At 46.8% G+C, this 16,010-nt stretch carries 17 protein-coding genes; all 17 read left to right on the plus strand.

Annotated features, from left to right (window positions below):
• Positions 1 to 45 precede the first annotated feature (45 nt).
• Positions 46 to 999 carry a phospho-N-acetylmuramoyl-pentapeptide-transferase gene (gene mraY / locus AC4PHM_RS03190; protein ID WP_492019448.1) on the plus strand — a complete coding sequence of 318 codons (954 nt, stop codon included), beginning with the start codon at positions 46 to 48 and terminating at the stop codon, positions 997 to 999.
• A 12-nt stretch (positions 1,000 to 1,011) separates the two neighbouring features.
• Positions 1,012 to 2,388 carry a UDP-N-acetylmuramoyl-L-alanine--D-glutamate ligase gene (gene murD / locus AC4PHM_RS03195; protein ID WP_492019449.1) on the plus strand — a complete coding sequence of 459 codons (1,377 nt, stop codon included), beginning with the start codon at positions 1,012 to 1,014 and terminating at the stop codon, positions 2,386 to 2,388.
• 5 nt (positions 2,389 to 2,393) lie between these two features.
• On the plus strand, positions 2,394 to 3,515 hold the full coding sequence (gene ftsW, locus AC4PHM_RS03200; protein WP_492019450.1) for a putative lipid II flippase FtsW: 1,122 nt from the start codon (positions 2,394 to 2,396) through the stop codon (positions 3,513 to 3,515).
• Positions 3,516 to 3,517: 2 nt separating this feature from the next.
• The gene (gene murG, locus AC4PHM_RS03205; RefSeq protein WP_492019451.1) at positions 3,518 to 4,624 is read left to right on the plus strand and encodes an undecaprenyldiphospho-muramoylpentapeptide beta-N-acetylglucosaminyltransferase; all 1,107 of its coding nucleotides are present in this window, start codon (positions 3,518 to 3,520) and stop codon (positions 4,622 to 4,624) included.
• Between the two features lie 8 nt (positions 4,625 to 4,632).
• Entirely contained in the window at positions 4,633 to 5,379 is a 747-nt protein-coding gene (locus AC4PHM_RS03210; RefSeq protein ID WP_492019452.1) for a cell division protein FtsQ/DivIB, read from the plus strand.
• Between the two features lie 13 nt (positions 5,380 to 5,392).
• Positions 5,393 to 6,112 carry a DUF881 domain-containing protein gene (locus tag AC4PHM_RS03215; RefSeq protein WP_492019453.1) on the plus strand — a complete coding sequence of 240 codons (720 nt, stop codon included), beginning with the start codon at positions 5,393 to 5,395 and terminating at the stop codon, positions 6,110 to 6,112.
• 18 nt (positions 6,113 to 6,130) lie between these two features.
• The gene (locus AC4PHM_RS03220) at positions 6,131 to 6,859 is read left to right on the plus strand and encodes a DUF881 domain-containing protein (RefSeq protein ID WP_492019454.1); all 729 of its coding nucleotides are present in this window, start codon (positions 6,131 to 6,133) and stop codon (positions 6,857 to 6,859) included.
• Positions 6,856 to 7,212 carry a small basic family protein gene (locus AC4PHM_RS03225; protein WP_291402950.1) on the plus strand — a complete coding sequence of 119 codons (357 nt, stop codon included), beginning with the start codon at positions 6,856 to 6,858 and terminating at the stop codon, positions 7,210 to 7,212. Before AC4PHM_RS03220 ends, AC4PHM_RS03225 begins: the two co-directional genes overlap by 4 nt.
• Before the next feature lie 117 nt (positions 7,213 to 7,329).
• Positions 7,330 to 8,466, plus strand: coding sequence for a cell division protein FtsZ (ftsZ, locus tag AC4PHM_RS03230; RefSeq protein WP_492019455.1), 1,137 nt, complete (start codon positions 7,330 to 7,332; stop codon positions 8,464 to 8,466).
• A gap of 82 nt (positions 8,467 to 8,548) precedes the next feature.
• On the plus strand, positions 8,549 to 9,019 hold the full coding sequence (gene nrdR / locus AC4PHM_RS03235) for a transcriptional regulator NrdR (protein ID WP_291402953.1): 471 nt from the start codon (positions 8,549 to 8,551) through the stop codon (positions 9,017 to 9,019).
• 9 nt (positions 9,020 to 9,028) lie between these two features.
• Entirely contained in the window at positions 9,029 to 9,817 is a 789-nt protein-coding gene (locus AC4PHM_RS03240; RefSeq protein WP_492019456.1) for a purine nucleoside phosphorylase YfiH/LACC1 family protein, read from the plus strand.
• Positions 9,814 to 11,175: a DUF512 domain-containing protein gene (locus AC4PHM_RS03245; RefSeq protein WP_492019457.1), complete on the plus strand. Its 1,362-nt coding sequence runs from the start codon at positions 9,814 to 9,816 to the stop codon at positions 11,173 to 11,175. Before AC4PHM_RS03240 ends, AC4PHM_RS03245 begins: the two co-directional genes overlap by 4 nt.
• A 34-nt stretch (positions 11,176 to 11,209) precedes the next feature.
• Positions 11,210 to 12,535: a ribosome biogenesis GTPase Der gene (gene der / locus AC4PHM_RS03250; protein ID WP_492019458.1), complete on the plus strand. Its 1,326-nt coding sequence runs from the start codon at positions 11,210 to 11,212 to the stop codon at positions 12,533 to 12,535.
• Positions 12,532 to 13,569, plus strand: coding sequence for an NAD(P)H-dependent glycerol-3-phosphate dehydrogenase (locus AC4PHM_RS03255; protein WP_492019459.1), 1,038 nt, complete (start codon positions 12,532 to 12,534; stop codon positions 13,567 to 13,569). The genes der and AC4PHM_RS03255 overlap by 4 nt, the downstream gene beginning before the upstream one ends.
• Positions 13,570 to 13,647: 78 nt before the next feature.
• Positions 13,648 to 14,019 (plus strand): hypothetical protein, encoded by a 372-nt coding sequence (locus AC4PHM_RS03260; protein ID WP_492019460.1) that lies wholly within the window; start codon positions 13,648 to 13,650, stop codon positions 14,017 to 14,019.
• 39 nt (positions 14,020 to 14,058) lie between these two features.
• Entirely contained in the window at positions 14,059 to 15,300 is a 1,242-nt protein-coding gene (locus tag AC4PHM_RS03265; RefSeq protein ID WP_492019461.1) for a biotin/lipoyl attachment domain-containing protein, read from the plus strand.
• A 5-nt stretch (positions 15,301 to 15,305) separates the two neighbouring features.
• On the plus strand, positions 15,306 to 16,004 hold the full coding sequence (locus tag AC4PHM_RS03270; protein ID WP_492019462.1) for a YggS family pyridoxal phosphate-dependent enzyme: 699 nt from the start codon (positions 15,306 to 15,308) through the stop codon (positions 16,002 to 16,004).
• The last annotated feature ends 6 nt before the right edge of the window (positions 16,005 to 16,010 follow it).

A 16,010-nucleotide genomic window follows, 5' to 3' on the forward strand; every position in this document is an offset into this window, starting at 1 on the left:
AATTTGAGAATTGATCAGCAAACTTAGAAACTGTGGAGGCGTTTTATGATTCAAACATATTTGCTGGTGGGTGCTTTAACACTGGCTGTTGGAATAGGGCTCGGATTTGCGCTGATCCCTTTGCTGAGAAAAATGAAATTTGGTCAGAGCATCCGCGAGGAAGGTCCAAAGGCACATCTGGCAAAATCCGGAACACCGACTATGGGCGGTCTGATTTTCATGACCGCGGTCGTAGGTGTCATACTCATGCGGGGCAGGTTTGGACCGGAAGTCAAGTTGTTTTTACTCTTGTTTGGCGGCCTTGGAGTCGTCGGTTTTGCGGACGACTATTTAAAAATTATTCGAAAAAAGAATTTAGGACTTCGAGCGTGGCAAAAATTAGTCGGACAATTCGCTGTTGCTTTAGCTGGAGCCTGGTATGCCGGTTTGGCTTTTGGAACGGGGATTCTCCTTCCGGGAACCGGGCAAGTGCTGGATCTGGGGATCCTCTACTATCCGTTTGTGACCTTTGTGATTCTGGCGCTTTCCAATGGTATTAACCTGACAGATGGACTGGATGGATTGGCAGGCTCTGTAACAACGCTGGTGTCATTGACCTTAGCGGTGATCTCCTACCGCTTGGGCGCTTTTGAAAATGGCGAACTTGCTTCAATTTTGGCGGGCGGGTTGACAGCGTTTCTCTTTTTTAACCGCTACCCCGCCAAGGTTTTTATGGGTGATGTGGGTTCACTGGCCCTCGGCGGCGCTGTAACCGCATTGTCGCTTTCAACAGGGACGGTGCTCTGGATCCTTATTTTTGGGGTGATTTATGTCATCGAGACAGTCAGTGTCGTGCTTCAGGTGGGGTCGTACAAACTCAGACAAAAGCGCTTGTTTAAAATGGCGCCACTTCATCACCATTTTGAGTTGTCAGGCTGGCATGAGACTAAAGTAGTCGTTGTATTCAACGCTGTGACCGCGCTAGGCTGTTTACTCAGTTTGTGGCTGCTGCGTCTATAAGGGGGCAATGGAATGACAGGAGAGAAGAGAGCGTTAGTCGTTGGACTCGCCAAGTCGGGGATTCCGGCAGTTAAGGCATTGAATCAGTTAGGTTACTCAGTTGATTTGAATGATTTGAAATCGGCAGAAGCCTTCGACAGTATTTTGCCTACTTTGGCAGGCTGTTACAGAAACACTCTTTTTGGCGGGCATCCCAAGGTTGAAGAAATCACAAACTACGATCTGATCCTCGTCAGCCCCGGTGTACCCATGGATCTGCCCTATATTACGGCAGCAAAATCAGCCGGAATTGAAATTATTGGTGAACTCGAACTCGGTTTCAGGCTTGCAGAGGGAAAGTTTTTCGCTATCACCGGCACAAACGGAAAAACTACTACCACGGCGTTGACCGGGGAAATTTTCAAAGCGGCGGGTAAACATGCCATCGTAGCCGGAAATATTGGTCAGTCTGTTGTCGAGCTTGCGTCGACGTCCACGGATGAGACCTGCTGGATCACTGAGGTCAGCAGCTTTCAGCTCGAATCCATTCATGCGTTTCATCCATCCGTCTCAGCTATCCTGAATGTGACACCGGATCATTTAAACAGACATAAAACCATGGAAAATTACATTGACGCCAAGTGCAGAATTTTTGAAAATGCTGCGGCAGGGGATGTTGTTCTTTTAAACGCTGATAATCCCGAGACCTTGGCACTCAAGGAACGTGCGGCGAAAACCGGCGCCAGAGTCACGTTGTTCAGCAGAAAAGCGGAGGTGGAGGACGGCGTCTTTTGTGATTCCGTTTCCGGTGATTTGATCTTGGTGGATGCAAAGTACGGTATTAGAGAAAGGATCGTTCACAAAAGTGAAATTTTTATCCCCGGCAGCCATAATCTTGAAAATGCTTTGGCGGCAGCCGGAATTGCCTACTTCGCGGGATTAAGGCCTGAGGTAATTGCCACAGTGCTAAAGTCTTTTCAAGGTGTAGAGCATCGCATTGAATTTGTTCGTGAAGTTAATAACGTTTATTATTACAACGATTCCAAGGGAACCAATCCAGACGCGTCCATTAAAGCGGTTGAAGCAATGACGCGTCCTACGGTCCTGATCGCAGGTGGAATGGACAAAGGCAGTACGTTTGATGAATTGATAGAAGCCTTTGGCGGTCGTATTATAAAACTTATTGTGCTTGGTGAAACAGCGGCGCTTATTGAAGAGACCGCGCAAAAGCTTGGCTTTGAAAACGTGTCCCGTGTTGCGACTATGGATGAGGCCGTGGTCCTGGCAGAAGCATGCGCGCCTGAAGGCGGTGCGGTACTTTTGTCGCCGGCGTGTGCGAGTTGGGATATGTATGAGAACTTTGAAAGACGAGGAGAGCACTTTAAGCGCTGTGTCATTGAATTGAGGTGAAGGTCGTGAAAAATGAAACTCAAGGCATAGATTATGCTTTGCTGGTAGTGGTGATGCTTTTAGTATTCACAGGTGTCATGATGGTCTTCAGCTCAAGCTTTTATTACGCCATGGCTAAATGGGAAAACAAGTATCTCTTTCTTGAAAAGCATTTGGTCTGGGCAGGTGCCGGCGTTGTCGCCATGATATTTTTCTCTTTGATTGATTATAAATTTTACAGGAAAATTGCGTTTTTCTTGTTTATTGCCAGCTTTATCTTTTTAGGACTCCTGTTTACGCCACTCGGTAAAGAAGTTAACGGCGCAGTCAGGTGGGTGGACATAGGCCCGCTGACATTTATGCCGAGTGAATTCGCAAAAATGGCAGCGATCCTCTATATGGCTGGATTTCTTGAAAATCGCCAGAGAAAAATGCATAAGTTTTCATCAGGATTATTACCAGTCCTCATCATAGTGGGTGCTTATTTCGTATTGATTTATAAACAACCTAATCTCAGCAATGCCATTACGATAAGCGGAATTCTCATGGCAATGGCCTTTGTTGCAGGTGTCAATATATTTCAGCTCATGACCCTTGGCGCAGCCGGTGGAGTTGGAATCTATGCGGCAATTTTATCCAGTGAATGGCGTGCCAGACGCTTCCTGACCTTTCTTGATCCGTTTAAAGATACTTTTGGCGATGGGTGGCAGGTCATCCAGTCCCTGTATGCCTTAGGTTCAGGCGGACTTTTTGGTGTCGGACTTGGCCAAAGTACTTTAAACAAGCTTTATATTCCGGAACCCCAAAATGACTTTATTTTTGCTACGGTTGGTGAGGAGCTGGGGTTTGTCGGTTCGTCCTTTCTAATTTTATTATTTCTGTTCCTGATCTATAGATGCATCCGCATTGCCATGAATGCACCAGATCAGTACGGCATGTTTCTCGCGACTGGTATTACAGCTATGCTCGCTATCCACACCATTATCAATGTGGCGGTTGTGACGTCATCCATGCCTGTAACAGGACTTCAGTTGCCTTTCATAAGCTATGGCGGCAACTTTCTGCTGATGCTTATGATTGCCATGGGGATCATGCTGAACATTTCAAAACAGTCAAAATCCATTCAAACGAAGCAAAGGGAGTCCTGAATATGCGAATTGCAGTTACCGGTGGCGGTACCGGTGGCCATATTTATCCAGCACTGGCGGTTATTGAAGCTTTTCAAAAGGCGGATCCCGACCTTGAGGTGCTTTATATTGGGTCAAAGCGCGGCCTTGAAAAAGATATTGTAGAAAAGGCAGGATTCCGCTTTGTAGGCCTCGATGTCAAAGGCTTTCAGAAAAAAACGCCGGGAGATATTTTAGAAACGACGTATAAGGCAGTTGGTGCGCTTTTCAATGCTTACGGTCTGATCAAGAAATTCAATCCGGATCTCGTTTTCGGTACTGGAGGTTATGTAAGCGGGCCTGTTGTTTTAGCTGGTGCGCTTTCCGGGAGATTTACTGCGATCCATGAGCAGAATGTCCATCCGGGAAAAACAATCCGCATGCTTGAAAAGAGAGTTAAAAGGACTTATATCAGTTTTTCTGAGACCCTTTCATCTCTTAAGCATCCTGAGAAAGCGCTCCTGACTGGAAATCCGGTTCGGGAACAGTTTAAACATCTGGACAAGGCTGAGTGCAGGTCAAAGATCGGAATAGAGGACGAATTTGTGGTCCTTTCTTTTGGCGGAAGCGGCGGTGCAAAAAAACTGAACGAGACCATGATGCTGGTAATGAATCAATACAGACATCAGTCCAGAGTCAGGATTATTCATGTCACTGGAAAAGCCCATTATGAACGCTATATGAAACTGCTTGAGCAAAATGAGTTCAAGTTGGTCAATCATCTGAAGGTAGTGCCATATCTTTATGATCTGCCGCAGTATTTGGCAGCGGCAGACCTTGTCATCAGCAGGGCAGGGGCAACTACTATTGCGGAGCTCTGCGCGGTTTCGACACCTTCTATTTTAATTCCATCACCAAATGTCAGTGAAAACCACCAGGAATACAACGCAAGATCCCTGGAACGCGCCGGTGTCAGCGTTTTACTCCCTGAACGGCATTTGAGTGACACTAGAATTGTCGGTATGATTAACGATTGGATCAATCATCCGGAAAAATTGGAAAAAATGAAGTCTAAATTCGCGGCGATCCAACATGAGGACGCGGCCGCGGCCATTGTAAAGGACATCGTTCAGGTGTTGTCAGCGAGGTGATATGAGCCATGAATACGGAAGCGTCAATGAATTCTCCTTCAAAATCCATTACAGTTGCCGTTGTGATCTTGGCGGCAGGAATGGCTCTTTTTACAGTCAGCCTCTTCATGACCGATTTTTTTCGCTTGAAGACACTGATTTATACGCCAAATATCTACATGACTGAGGAGATCCTCATTGAGCAAATGGGCCTTGCCAAGGGTAAAAACTTGGTGTTTCTGATGTCTGAACACAGCCTCGAACAACAGCTGATGACACATCCATTTATTGAGAAAGCTGAAGTCAGTAAGATTTTACCATCCGGCATAGAGCTGAATCTGACCTACAGGACCCCTTTCTTAAGCATATACAACAGCGGATTTTATATCCTTTTGGATGAGTCACTGCGGGTCCTTGGCGTCGATGATTCACCGCCTGAAGCGGTCGGTGTCTCAGGATTTAGGTTTAAAGAGTTCAAAATTGGCGAGAAAATCAAAGTGGAGAATCAGTCGATTTTAGACCACACCGTAGATTTGGTTTTTTTGATGAAAAAATCTCACTTGACCTTTACAAATATGATAGAGTATGAAGATGGAAGTGTTCAGATCCAAACAGAAGATGGTATAAAGGGCAGTTTTGGCGAAGTTGAAAATGTTGAGCGCAGGTTCAATAATTTTGTCGTGATTTATGAAAATCTAAAAGAGAAAGGCACTTCGACTGGGCTGATTGATGTCAGTACGGAAGGCCTTCCAACATTTAAACCGTTTGATCAATAGGAGGTCAACCCGCGTGAAAATCGGAAAAGATCAGCTGATGATTGGTTTGATCTGTATTGTTCTCGGCATTTTTGTGGCCATACAGTTTAAAACAGTACAAAAAAATGTACTCCAGGGCTTAAGTCCAATCCAAAAGTCCACACAGCTTGTGACAGAGCTTACAAAATTGAAAAATGAGCGGGATTTGCTTCAGAGCGAAGTCGAGACCTTGGATGCCCGGCTGAAAGAAATCGAAGAAACGGAATCCAGGGGCAGTGTCCTCATTAAAAACTTGAATGAAGACCTCAACAAGTATAAAGCGTTATCAGGCCTCGTGGATGTCGCGGGCCAGGGCATTGAGGTTTTGATAGACAATCCTCAGAGGTCCATTGATTCGGCTTACGAATCCAATCTGGTTTATGATTATGAACTGATCTTATCCATGGTCAATGAACTGAATGCGGCAGGCGCTGAAGCTATAAGCATTAATGACCAAAGAGTGCTCAGCACCACTGAAATCAGAGCAGCAGGGGAGAATATCAATGTCAACAAAATCCCCCAGAATCTTCCTCTCGTCATCCGGGCGATTGGGAACAACGTCACGCTTGAAAATGCCATCACCAATAGAATGGGTATTGTTTCTGAGCTCAGGGACCGGAAATATGTCGTAGAAGTAAAACGCATGGAGAAAGTCACTATATTGAAATACGCGGGCGCAGTTGAGTTTCGCTATGCCAATATTGTTCAGCAGTAAGCAGATGGGGGAAGTCCGGTGAAAGTGAATCGCAGTAAAGCCATAATTATGATGCTGATGATCACGCTGGGAATTCTGATCGCGCTTCAGCTGAAGGTCACCAACCTCGGATTTAAATACGTTCAGATTTCAGATCTTGACGGACTTCAAAGAACCATCGAAAAGGAAAAAGCAGAAATTGAGCGTTTGGTGGCACTAAAGAATCAATTGCTTCAAAAGTCGGAGCAATATGAAGCAGCTCAAGATCCGAATGTGTCCTTTGAGTCGGTGCTGATGGAAGAAATCAGACTTTATAAAGCCTTTTCCGGGTATGCGCCGCTGGCTGGCCCCGGTGTCGTAATTATCGTCTCAGATGGTGAAAGAGACTTACAGGAAGGTGAGGATCCGAACACACTCATAGTACACGACTATGACATCAGAGCGCTGATCGACGATTTAAGAAATGCCGGTGCTGAAGCCATCGCCATTAATAACCAAAGAATTCTGCTGGGAAAGACCGAACTCTATTGCACGGGTCCTACCATACTGATCAATAACCAGGTTTTCGCTCAGCCTTACGTTATAACTGCCATAGGCAACAGAGATCGGCTGATAGAAGTGGCTGAGGGACCAAGCGGTTATGCCGGATTGCTGCGGCAGATTGGACTTTACGTTGAGGTTAATTCCAGCATCAATGTCAAAATTCCAGCCTATACGGAATTTAAAAATCCCCTTTATTTGAACCTGTTGGAGGAAATCAAACCATGATCATCGCTGTCATTGGAATTATTGTCGGACTCGGTATTGGTTACCTGATACCATTGTCAGTTACAACCAGCTTTGCAATTTATTTTTCTGTCGCCATTCTGGCAGCGATCGACTCCGTGTTTGGTGCCATTCGGACATCAAGGGATGGAACCTTTGACATGGTGATCTTTGTCAGCGGTTTTTTCACCAACGCCATACTCGCAGCGTTTCTCGCCTATATAGGTGATAATTTAGGCGTGCCAATTTATTATGCTGCCGTATTTGCCTTCGGTGTGAGGTTGTTTAATAACCTGGCGATCATACGCAGGGATATCATTACCAGTTATCGGCAGAAAATGACAAAAAATACGTGAAAAAGGTATCAAATTTGATTAAAGATATTCTTATGTACAATATGTTGTGGTATTATTAAATTAATATTTAGCGAAAACACAAGATGAATGACATAGAATAGACGAGGGGGCTAAATAGTGTTGGAATTTGATATCGATATGGAACAATTTGCCCAGATTAAGGTCGTCGGCGTCGGCGGCGGCGGCAGCAATGCTGTCAATCGTATGATTGAGGCTAGCCTGAAGGGTGTTCAGTTTATAGCCATAAATACGGATAAGCAAGCACTCTATAATTCAAGAGCAGAATATAAAATTCAGATTGGTGAAAAACTGACCAGGGGCCTCGGCGCTGGCGCAAACCCAGAAATTGGCAGCAAGGCGGCGGAAGAGAGCCGTGATGATGTCTATCAGGCGCTTCAAGGGGCGGATATGGTCTTTATCACTGCTGGCATGGGCGGCGGCACTGGTACGGGTGCAGCTCCAATCATTGCTGAAATTGCAAAAGAAATGGGAATCTTAACGGTTGGAGTAGTCACCAAACCGTTTACATTTGAAGGCAAGCGCCGCATGACCCACGCCGAGCGAGGCATTGATGAGCTCAGAAAACGTGTGGATACCTTGGTCACAATTCCAAATGACCGACTCCTCGAGGTTGTGGATAAGCGGACTTCCATAGTCGAAGCGTTTAAAATTGCGGATGACGTACTTAAACAAGGTGTTCAGGGGATCACGGATTTGATAGCGATTCCTGGCCTTGTCAATTTGGATTTCGCCGACGTTAAAACGATCATGTTTGAACGCGGACTCGCGCATATGGGCGTTGGTCGCGCCAGCGGCGACAACAGGGCCGTTGAGGCTGCCAAACAGGCGATTCACAGCCCGCTCCTGGAAACGACGATCAATGGCGCAAAGAGCGTTCTTTTAAACATTACAGGCGGTCCTAGCCTGGGACTTTTGGAAATTAATGAAGCGGCTGAAATTGTCGCCAGAGAAGCGGATGAAGATGCGAATATAATCTTTGGCGCGGTGATTGATGAAACTATCAAGGACGAGATTAGAATAACGGTTATTGCAACTGGATTTGAAGATGTCATTAAAAAGGCAGCTCAGGAAATCAAGGCAGAACCGGCTGTCGTCCAGGAAGAAGCACCTGCGGTAGTTGAAACACCAGTGGTTCAGGAAGCTGCTGTGCCAGTTCAGAACGTAGTAAAGAGCTCCGGCGGCAATGAATCCGGAGAATTTGAAATTCCACCGTTTTTAAGAAAAAGAAGGTAACGAGTCGACTGAAAACCATTGAGCCTTCAGTCTGGGACCACCTGTTCTCAGGTGGTCTTTTGTTAGTAGGGGGAGAGCGTACTTGAATTGTCCATATTGTGGTGACAGTGAAACAAAGGTCATTGATACACGCCCTGCGGATGAGGGCGCGTCGATCCGGAGAAGACGTGAATGTACCCAGTGCAGGAACCGCTTTACAACCTATGAAAAAATTGAAGAAGTACCGCTTGTCGTCGTCAAAAAAGACACGACCAGGGAATCCTTCAACCGAAACAAACTTCTGGGCGGCATTATCAGGGCGTGTGAAAAACGGCCTGTGTCCATGGAGCAGATTGAACATTTGGTGGATTGGATTGAGAAAAAACTCCAGAATACTCTGGATCGGGAAGTGTCGTCACAAGCTATCGGGGAGCTGGTGATGCTCAAACTGAAAGAGTTGGACGAAGTAGCTTATGTCCGGTTTGCGTCAGTCTACAGACAGTTCAAAGATATAAATACTTTCGTAGACGAATTAACCAAACTCTTAAACGAAAAAAAGCGCCCCGGGCAGTGAGGACTTAAAATGTCAAATATAACGTTTCAATCATTGGAAAAATTTCCAGAGCTGATAGCCGGGATGACAACGCGTCATGGCGGCGTCAGCGAAGGTATCTTTGAAAGCAACAATATGGGGATATTGGCGAACGAACCTGATGACAAGGCCATTGTAAATATGAGAGCCATGATCCGCGCATTGCCGGTTCGTCCGTGGAAGGTAGCAGTGACCAGGCAGGTTCACGGCACGCGTTATGCTGTACTGGGCCAGGAGCCGCCTGAATCGAGCTTTGAGCCTGATTTTTCAGTTTTTCCGGAAACTGACATTCTGATGACGAATGAGCCCGGCGTGCTGCTGATCACCTTTTACGGGGATTGTGTACCCATCCTCGTTTATGATCCGCAGCATAAAGCTGTCGGACTCTGCCACAGCGGTTGGAAAGGGACTTCTCTTCGCGCCGCTGAGGCGCTGGTCAAGGGTATGATCAAGGAATATGGAAGCCGCCCGGAAGCCTTAAGTGCCGTTGTTATGCCGGCTGCTGGCGTATGCTGCTATGAAGTTGGCTTTGATGTTTCCAGCCTCTTTGAGGCTTATCCGGAGCATTTGGTGCCTTTTGGCAACAAGCATAAGATTGACTTAAAGGGGATCAATGCGGAAAATCTGATATCTTGCGGGATCCCTGCAGAGGCCATAGAAGTATCTCCGCTATGTACTCTATGTGACGACAGATTCTTTTCGAATAGAAGAGATGGCGGCCATACCGGCAGGATGGCCGCGTTTGCGTGCCTCAATGAGCACAATGAGGTGATCGAGTGAGCAAGGATCGTGGACATATCATTTCCAAAGTAGAAGCTGGTTCCATTGCTGAGGAACTTGAAATTGAGGCAGGCGACCGCTTGTTGAGCATTAATGGCAAAGAAATCAGGGACGTCCTGGATTTTTTGTTTTACTCCGGGGATGATGAGATTGAAATTGAAGTCATGAAACCTGATGGCGAGGTCTGGGCACTCGAAATAGAAAAGGACTTTTATGAAGAGATAGGCATTGAATTCGGTAACCCAATTCTGGATGATGCCAAGCACTGTCATAATAACTGTATCTTCTGCTTTATCGATCAGTTGCCAAAAGGCATGCGCCAGTCCCTTTATTTCAAGGATGACGATTCCAGACTTTCTTTTTTGCAGGGGAACTATGTTACTCTGACGAATGTCAAAGACCAGGATCTTGACAGAATGATAGACTATCAGCTGAGTCCGGTAAATGTCTCCATCCACACAACCAATCCGGAGCTGCGGCAACAAATGCTGAACAATCGGTTCGCGGGGGATATTTTGAGCAGGCTAAAAAGGCTGACCGACAACAGAATAGAAGTCAATGGGCAGATTGTGCTCGTTCCCGGCGTCAATGACGGTACAGAGCTCGACAGAACACTGGGCGATCTTTCGAAGATGGGTCCCAACCTGGTCAGCGTCGCCGCAGTGCCGGTGGGCATGACGAAGTTCAGGGAAGGCCTTGCGCTATTAACCCTCTACGATCAAAAGTCGGCATCCGACCTCATCGATCAGGTCACTCAGTGGCAGGTCAAATTTCTCGAGCAACGAGGCAGCAGATTTATTCATCTGTCAGACGAGTTCTATCTGACAGCAAAGCGGGAAGTGCCGGCTTATGAAGCTTACGAGGGCTTCAGGCAACTCGAAAATGGCGTCGGTTTAATCCGGAAATTTGGCACCGAAGTCTTAAGTGCCCTTGAGCATCTTCCGTCAAAGCCTGACAAAGATAGTGCAAATGCGTTTTTGCCGATGGTCACGGTAGATCTGGTGACCGGTACCTTAGCCGGTGACTTTATGGCCAGCTTGGCAGAAGCCGTCATGAAGCGTCTGCCCAATTTGGAGCTCAGGATACATCCCATCGTCAATCGCTTTTTTGGCGACACCATTACGGTGGCGGGACTGGTGACCGGAGCGGATCTCTATGAAACGCTGAAGTCGAAACAAAATCTCAAATGGGTGCTGATGCCGGAAGCCATGCTGAAGTCGGAGGAAACAGTATTTTTGGACGACTGGTCTGTAGCTGGCTTGAGTGAAAAGCTTGAAGCCGAAGTGATACCTGTCAAAGTGGAAGGGCAAGCATTGATCGATCAACTGATCGATCTGATTCAGAAGGCATCCACTTAAGCCTTGTGGAAACAAAAATTCAGGAGTGAACAAAATGAGAAAGCCAATTGTTGCTGTTGTTGGTCGACCTAACGTAGGCAAGTCAACATTTTTTAATAAGGTAGCAGGAAAGAGAATTTCCATTGTCGAGGATACACCAGGCGTCACCAGAGACAGAATCTACGTCGATGCCGAATGGCTCGACTACAGATTCACCATGATCGATACCGGGGGCATTGAGCCGGATTCGAAAGATATCATTTTATCGCAGATGCGCGAGCAGGCGCAGATTGCCATTGATACTGCAGACGTCATACTCTTCATGATCGACGGTAAAGCATCTTATACCACAGGGGATGAAGAAATTGCCCTCATGCTCCAAAGGGCAGGGAAACCTGTCATTCTAACAGTCAACAAAGTGGACAATGCGCTGCCAAATGAGTTTTACTATGATTATTACAATTTAGGACTCGGCGAGCCGTTCCTCATTTCTGCCATCAATGTCCTGGGACTCGGAGATTTGTTGGATGAAATCGTCAAGCATTTTCCAAAACCATCGGAAGAAGAAGGGGAAGATGAAACGATCCACGTTGCGGTCATTGGAAAGCCAAACGCAGGGAAATCCTCACTGATCAACAGTATTTTGGGAGAGCAGCGCGTCATCGTCAGCGACATTGCCGGTACGACCCGGGATGCCATTGATACCCCTTTCGAATACGGCGAAGATCAGTATGTCTTTATCGACACCGCAGGCATTCGAAGAAAAAGCCGTGTCAATGAAAGCATTGAAAAATACAGTATTTTGAGAGCGCTGACAGCGATTGAGCGGGCGGACGTCTGCCTCTTGGTTCTGGATGCCACAGAAGGTGTGACTGAACAAGACAAAAAGATTGCCGGGTATGCCCATGAAGCCGGCAAAGGCGTCGTTATTGTCGTCAACAAGTGGGATCTGATTGAGAAGGATAACTACACATTCAACCAATTCGAAAAATTGGTGCGCAATGAGCTGGCGTATATGCAGTACGCGCCAATCCTTTTCGTCTCAGCGGTCACGAAGCAGAGACTGTTTAAATTGCTCGACACGATCAAGCACGTTTCAACTGAGTGCGCCAAGCGCATTTCGACCGGCATGCTGAACGACGTCCTCAACGAGGCTGTTATGCTGACTCAGCCGCCGTCGGATAAAGGCAAGCGCCTTAAGATCTATTATATGACTCAAGCCTCTGTCAAACCACCGACTTTCATCCTGTTTGTGAACGACCAGGAGCTGGCCCATTTTTCTTACGTCCGCTATATTGAAAACTTCCTGAGAAAGAATTTCGACTTTATTGGAACGCCAATACGTTTTATCGTCAGGGAGAAGAAGGAAGTGAAATCTTGAAGATTGCGGTTTTAGGAACCGGCAGCTGGGGCACAGCGCTGGTCAAAGTGCTGCTTGACAATGGTCAGGAAGTAGCGTTTTGGGGTCGCGACCCTCAGCAGATCGAATCCATAGGAAAAACAAAGCACAACGCGAAATACCTTAAGGGCGTTGAGCTCAGCGGCAATTTGACGGTGACCTCGGAGTTGAAACAGGCGATCTCTGGGGCTGAGATCATTGTGATCGCTGTCGCCTCTCAGGCTGTTCGAAGTCTGCTGACACAAATTGACGCCAAACTGGTCTCCAAGGATGCCATTTTTGTCAATGTGTCAAAAGGGATCGAACTCGGGACACATCAGAGGATCTCTGAAATAGTTCTGTCTTTTTTCCCGAACAACAGGTACGTCGTGCTCTCGGGGCCTTCTCATGCAGAGGAGGTCTCCGCAGGGATTCCCACTACCCTGGTGTCATCTTCCATCAGCAGGGCTGCGGCTGAACAGGTGCAGGACGTGTTTTCGAGCGGACTGCTCCGCGTATATACCAATCCTGATGTCGTCGGTGTTGAACTTGGCGGTGCGCTGAAGAATATTATCGCACTGGGAGCGGGCATCAGCGATGGCCTTGGATTTGGTGACAATTCCAAAGCGGCGCTGATGACCCGGGGCATTGCTGAAATTGCAAGGCTTGGGCGCTCACTCGGCGCGAGCAGTGCTACGTTTCAAGGACTCAGCGGCATTGGTGACCTGATTGTCACATGTACCAGCCTGCACAGCAGAAACCGAAGATTTGGCATGCTGATTGGACAAGGTATAGCAGTTGATCAGGCGCTGGAAGAGATCCAAATGGTCGTCGAAGGCTACTATACCATCCATTCTGCTTATGAACTCTCTCAGATTGAAGGGGTGGAAATGCCTATCACAAGAGAGCTTTACAGAATCCTTTATGAAGGCGAAGATGCCAGAGACTCTGTAAAGCGGCTCATGCTGAGGGGTAAAAAACACGAACTCGAAGAGGCAGCTGAAGCCCTTAAGATTTGGGATGTGCCTGGCTTATAGAACTGTATAACTTTACAGACCTGCTCACTTCTTTTACAATAGGAATGAGTTATAGTATGGATCAAGGAGGGACATGGCATGCTTGATCATTTGACCGCGCTGCTGATTGCTTTGCTGATGCTGTCCGTGATGGGATACCTTATGTCTGCCCTTAAAGAAACAATGGACTTTAAAAGGGCAGTGGTTCGATTCAAGAGCCGCAAGGTCACTCAAAGCCTGATTGATCAGTATGATGTGAAGATTTTTAAACTTGGCGGCAGACGCGTCAATATTGGAGATGAAGTCAGAATTGTGCTTGAGAATGAAGAGCAGCTGAAGGGCTGCATACTCGGCGCCAGAAAAAAACTGAACTCTCTGGCTTTGATTACAGAGCTCGATGAAATCGTCGAATTGAATATCAGGCAAATCAGGAAGTTGAAAATTGTGACCAAATATGGCCGATTGTTTTGATGCAGACAAATAAAATGGTCAAGAACAGGAGAGGGTGAAATGAGAATCAAACATTATGGGCGTTTTTTTATGTCCATGCTGATTCTGGTGCTGGCCCTGTCTGCGGTTGGGATGATGATTTACCGCACCTGGTTCCTTAAAGACACTGCGTATGAAGTGACCTATGATACACTCGACATTGATAAGACCTACGCTTCTGTGATTTTCAGGAGGGAAACCCTGGTAAGAAGCAACGTGGGCGGCAGTGCAGCTTATGCGGCTGAGGACGGATCGAGGATAAAACGCGGTGAAAAGATTATGGAAATTCAGAGTGATGGACAGACCGCCGCGGCATCAGTCGAAGAAGAACCGCTGACCTCAATTAAAATTGACGAAATGCTGACTGGTGATATTGACAATCTCAATAAAGAAATTGAACAACTGAAAGATGCGATCCATGAGGAAGCTGCCCTGCAAAACTTTGTGCGCGTCGCGGAACTGCGTAAGGATCTGATGCTGAAGCTCGACAAGAAGGTCAAATTACTTGACGATAAGAGCCTTTTGCGAAAAGGCGCATCCTCATTTAAACAAGCCTATGTAGGATCTATGGAAGCAGTTGAGGGTGAGCTGGTTGAGTTTTTCAGTCAGGATGCAGGCATTGTCTCCTACGAGACAGATGGCTTGGAACAGACGCTGACAATTGAAAATCTGTACACCATTGATTATGGGAAATTAATGAGCGGGTTGCCGCCGGTGATGAAGGACTTAACCACAGCGCTGGTTGTACCCGGCAGTATTGTTTACAGATTGATCGATCCTTCTGCCTGGTTTATTGCCGCACAAATAGAGAAAGAAGAAATTGACCTATATGAAAAAGACAAAGTGCTGGATGTTGAATTTGATGGGACCAAGATTGTTGGCTCCGTTGCGGATGTGTTTGAGAGCGGCGGAAAAGGGATTCTGGTGATCAAAATCAACGAGCTCCATCCGGCTTTTTATACGAAGCGATATGTGGAGGTACGAATTGTCAGAGAGAATTTTCAAGGTCTAAAAGTATTGAAATCTTCCATTGTCACCCTTGATGGCACCACTGGTGTATTCGTTCTCGACATTGATCACCGGGCGATCTTCAGGCCGGTTAAAATCCTCGGCTATAATGAGGACTATGCCATCGTCAAGGACGGGTATCTGACATCGACCGCAGAGAACGGCTCTGAACGTGTCAAGACACTTGAAGTTCGCAATTTGGTGTTGATAGATCCAACCGGCGTCAAGTCGGGTGATAAATTTGAACAGAGGTGAAAGTAATGATGACAACGGAGACGCTGCAGGATCATCTGAAGCATGTTGAGTCTCGGATTCGCGAGGCGGCGATCCGATCCGGTAGGGCACCTGAGGCTATTCAGCTGGTCGCCGTTACAAAGACTCAAAGTGTTGAGACTTTGGAAAAGGCTTATTTGGCCGGTGTAAGAACTATCGGAGAAAACCGGGTCCAGGAACTGTTAGCCAAATGGCCGAGCTTCGAGGATCGCTTTGAGTGGCATATTATTGGTCATTTACAGACGAATAAAGTCAAATACATCATAGACAAAGTTGCGCTGATCCACTCCGTTGACAGTTTGAAGCTCGCTCAGGAAATATCGAGGCAGGCCGCCAAAATTGGCAAGGTCATGCCGGTATTGATCCAGGTGAATCCTGCTGAGGAAGAGACAAAATTTGGTCTTTCAAGCAGTGAAGTCGAGTTGCTGGTCAGGGAAGCTGCCTTGCTGCCCGGAATCAAAATTCAAGGCCTTATGACCATTGCGCCTTTTGTTGAAGATGAAGGGCTGCTCAGACAAGTATTCAGTGAAATGCGCCGGATCTTCGAACATTTAAAGGAGTCTTCTATCCAAGGTGTTGAGATGAAGTTTCTTTCTATGGGGATGACTCATGATTTTGAGATTGCCATAGAGGAAGGTGCGACAATGGTGCGCATTGGATCGGGTTTATTTGGTGAAAGACAGTAGTGAGGG

The organism is Acidaminobacter sp. QWL-03 (assembly GCF_058683855.1).

Bases quoted from the DNA above. Each gene is read 5' to 3' on its own strand.
- AC4PHM_RS03210 (WP_492019452.1), top strand. From the start codon at position 4,633: ATGAATACGGAAGCGTCAATGAATTCTCCTTCAAAATCCATTACAGTT.
- murG (WP_492019451.1), top strand. From the start codon at position 3,518: ATGCGAATTGCAGTTACCGGTGGCGGTACCGGTGGCCATATTTATCCA.
- AC4PHM_RS03225 (WP_291402950.1), top strand. From the start codon at position 6,856: ATGATCATCGCTGTCATTGGAATTATTGTCGGACTCGGTATTGGTTAC.
- AC4PHM_RS03240 (WP_492019456.1), top strand. From the start codon at position 9,029: ATGTCAAATATAACGTTTCAATCATTGGAAAAATTTCCAGAGCTGATA.
- AC4PHM_RS03265 (WP_492019461.1), top strand. From the start codon at position 14,059: ATGAGAATCAAACATTATGGGCGTTTTTTTATGTCCATGCTGATTCTG.
- mraY (WP_492019448.1), top strand. From the start codon at position 46: ATGATTCAAACATATTTGCTGGTGGGTGCTTTAACACTGGCTGTTGGA.
- AC4PHM_RS03270 (WP_492019462.1), top strand. From the start codon at position 15,306: ATGATGACAACGGAGACGCTGCAGGATCATCTGAAGCATGTTGAGTCT.
- AC4PHM_RS03260 (WP_492019460.1), top strand. From the start codon at position 13,648: ATGCTTGATCATTTGACCGCGCTGCTGATTGCTTTGCTGATGCTGTCC.
- murD (WP_492019449.1), top strand. From the start codon at position 1,012: ATGACAGGAGAGAAGAGAGCGTTAGTCGTTGGACTCGCCAAGTCGGGG.
- der (WP_492019458.1), top strand. From the start codon at position 11,210: ATGAGAAAGCCAATTGTTGCTGTTGTTGGTCGACCTAACGTAGGCAAG.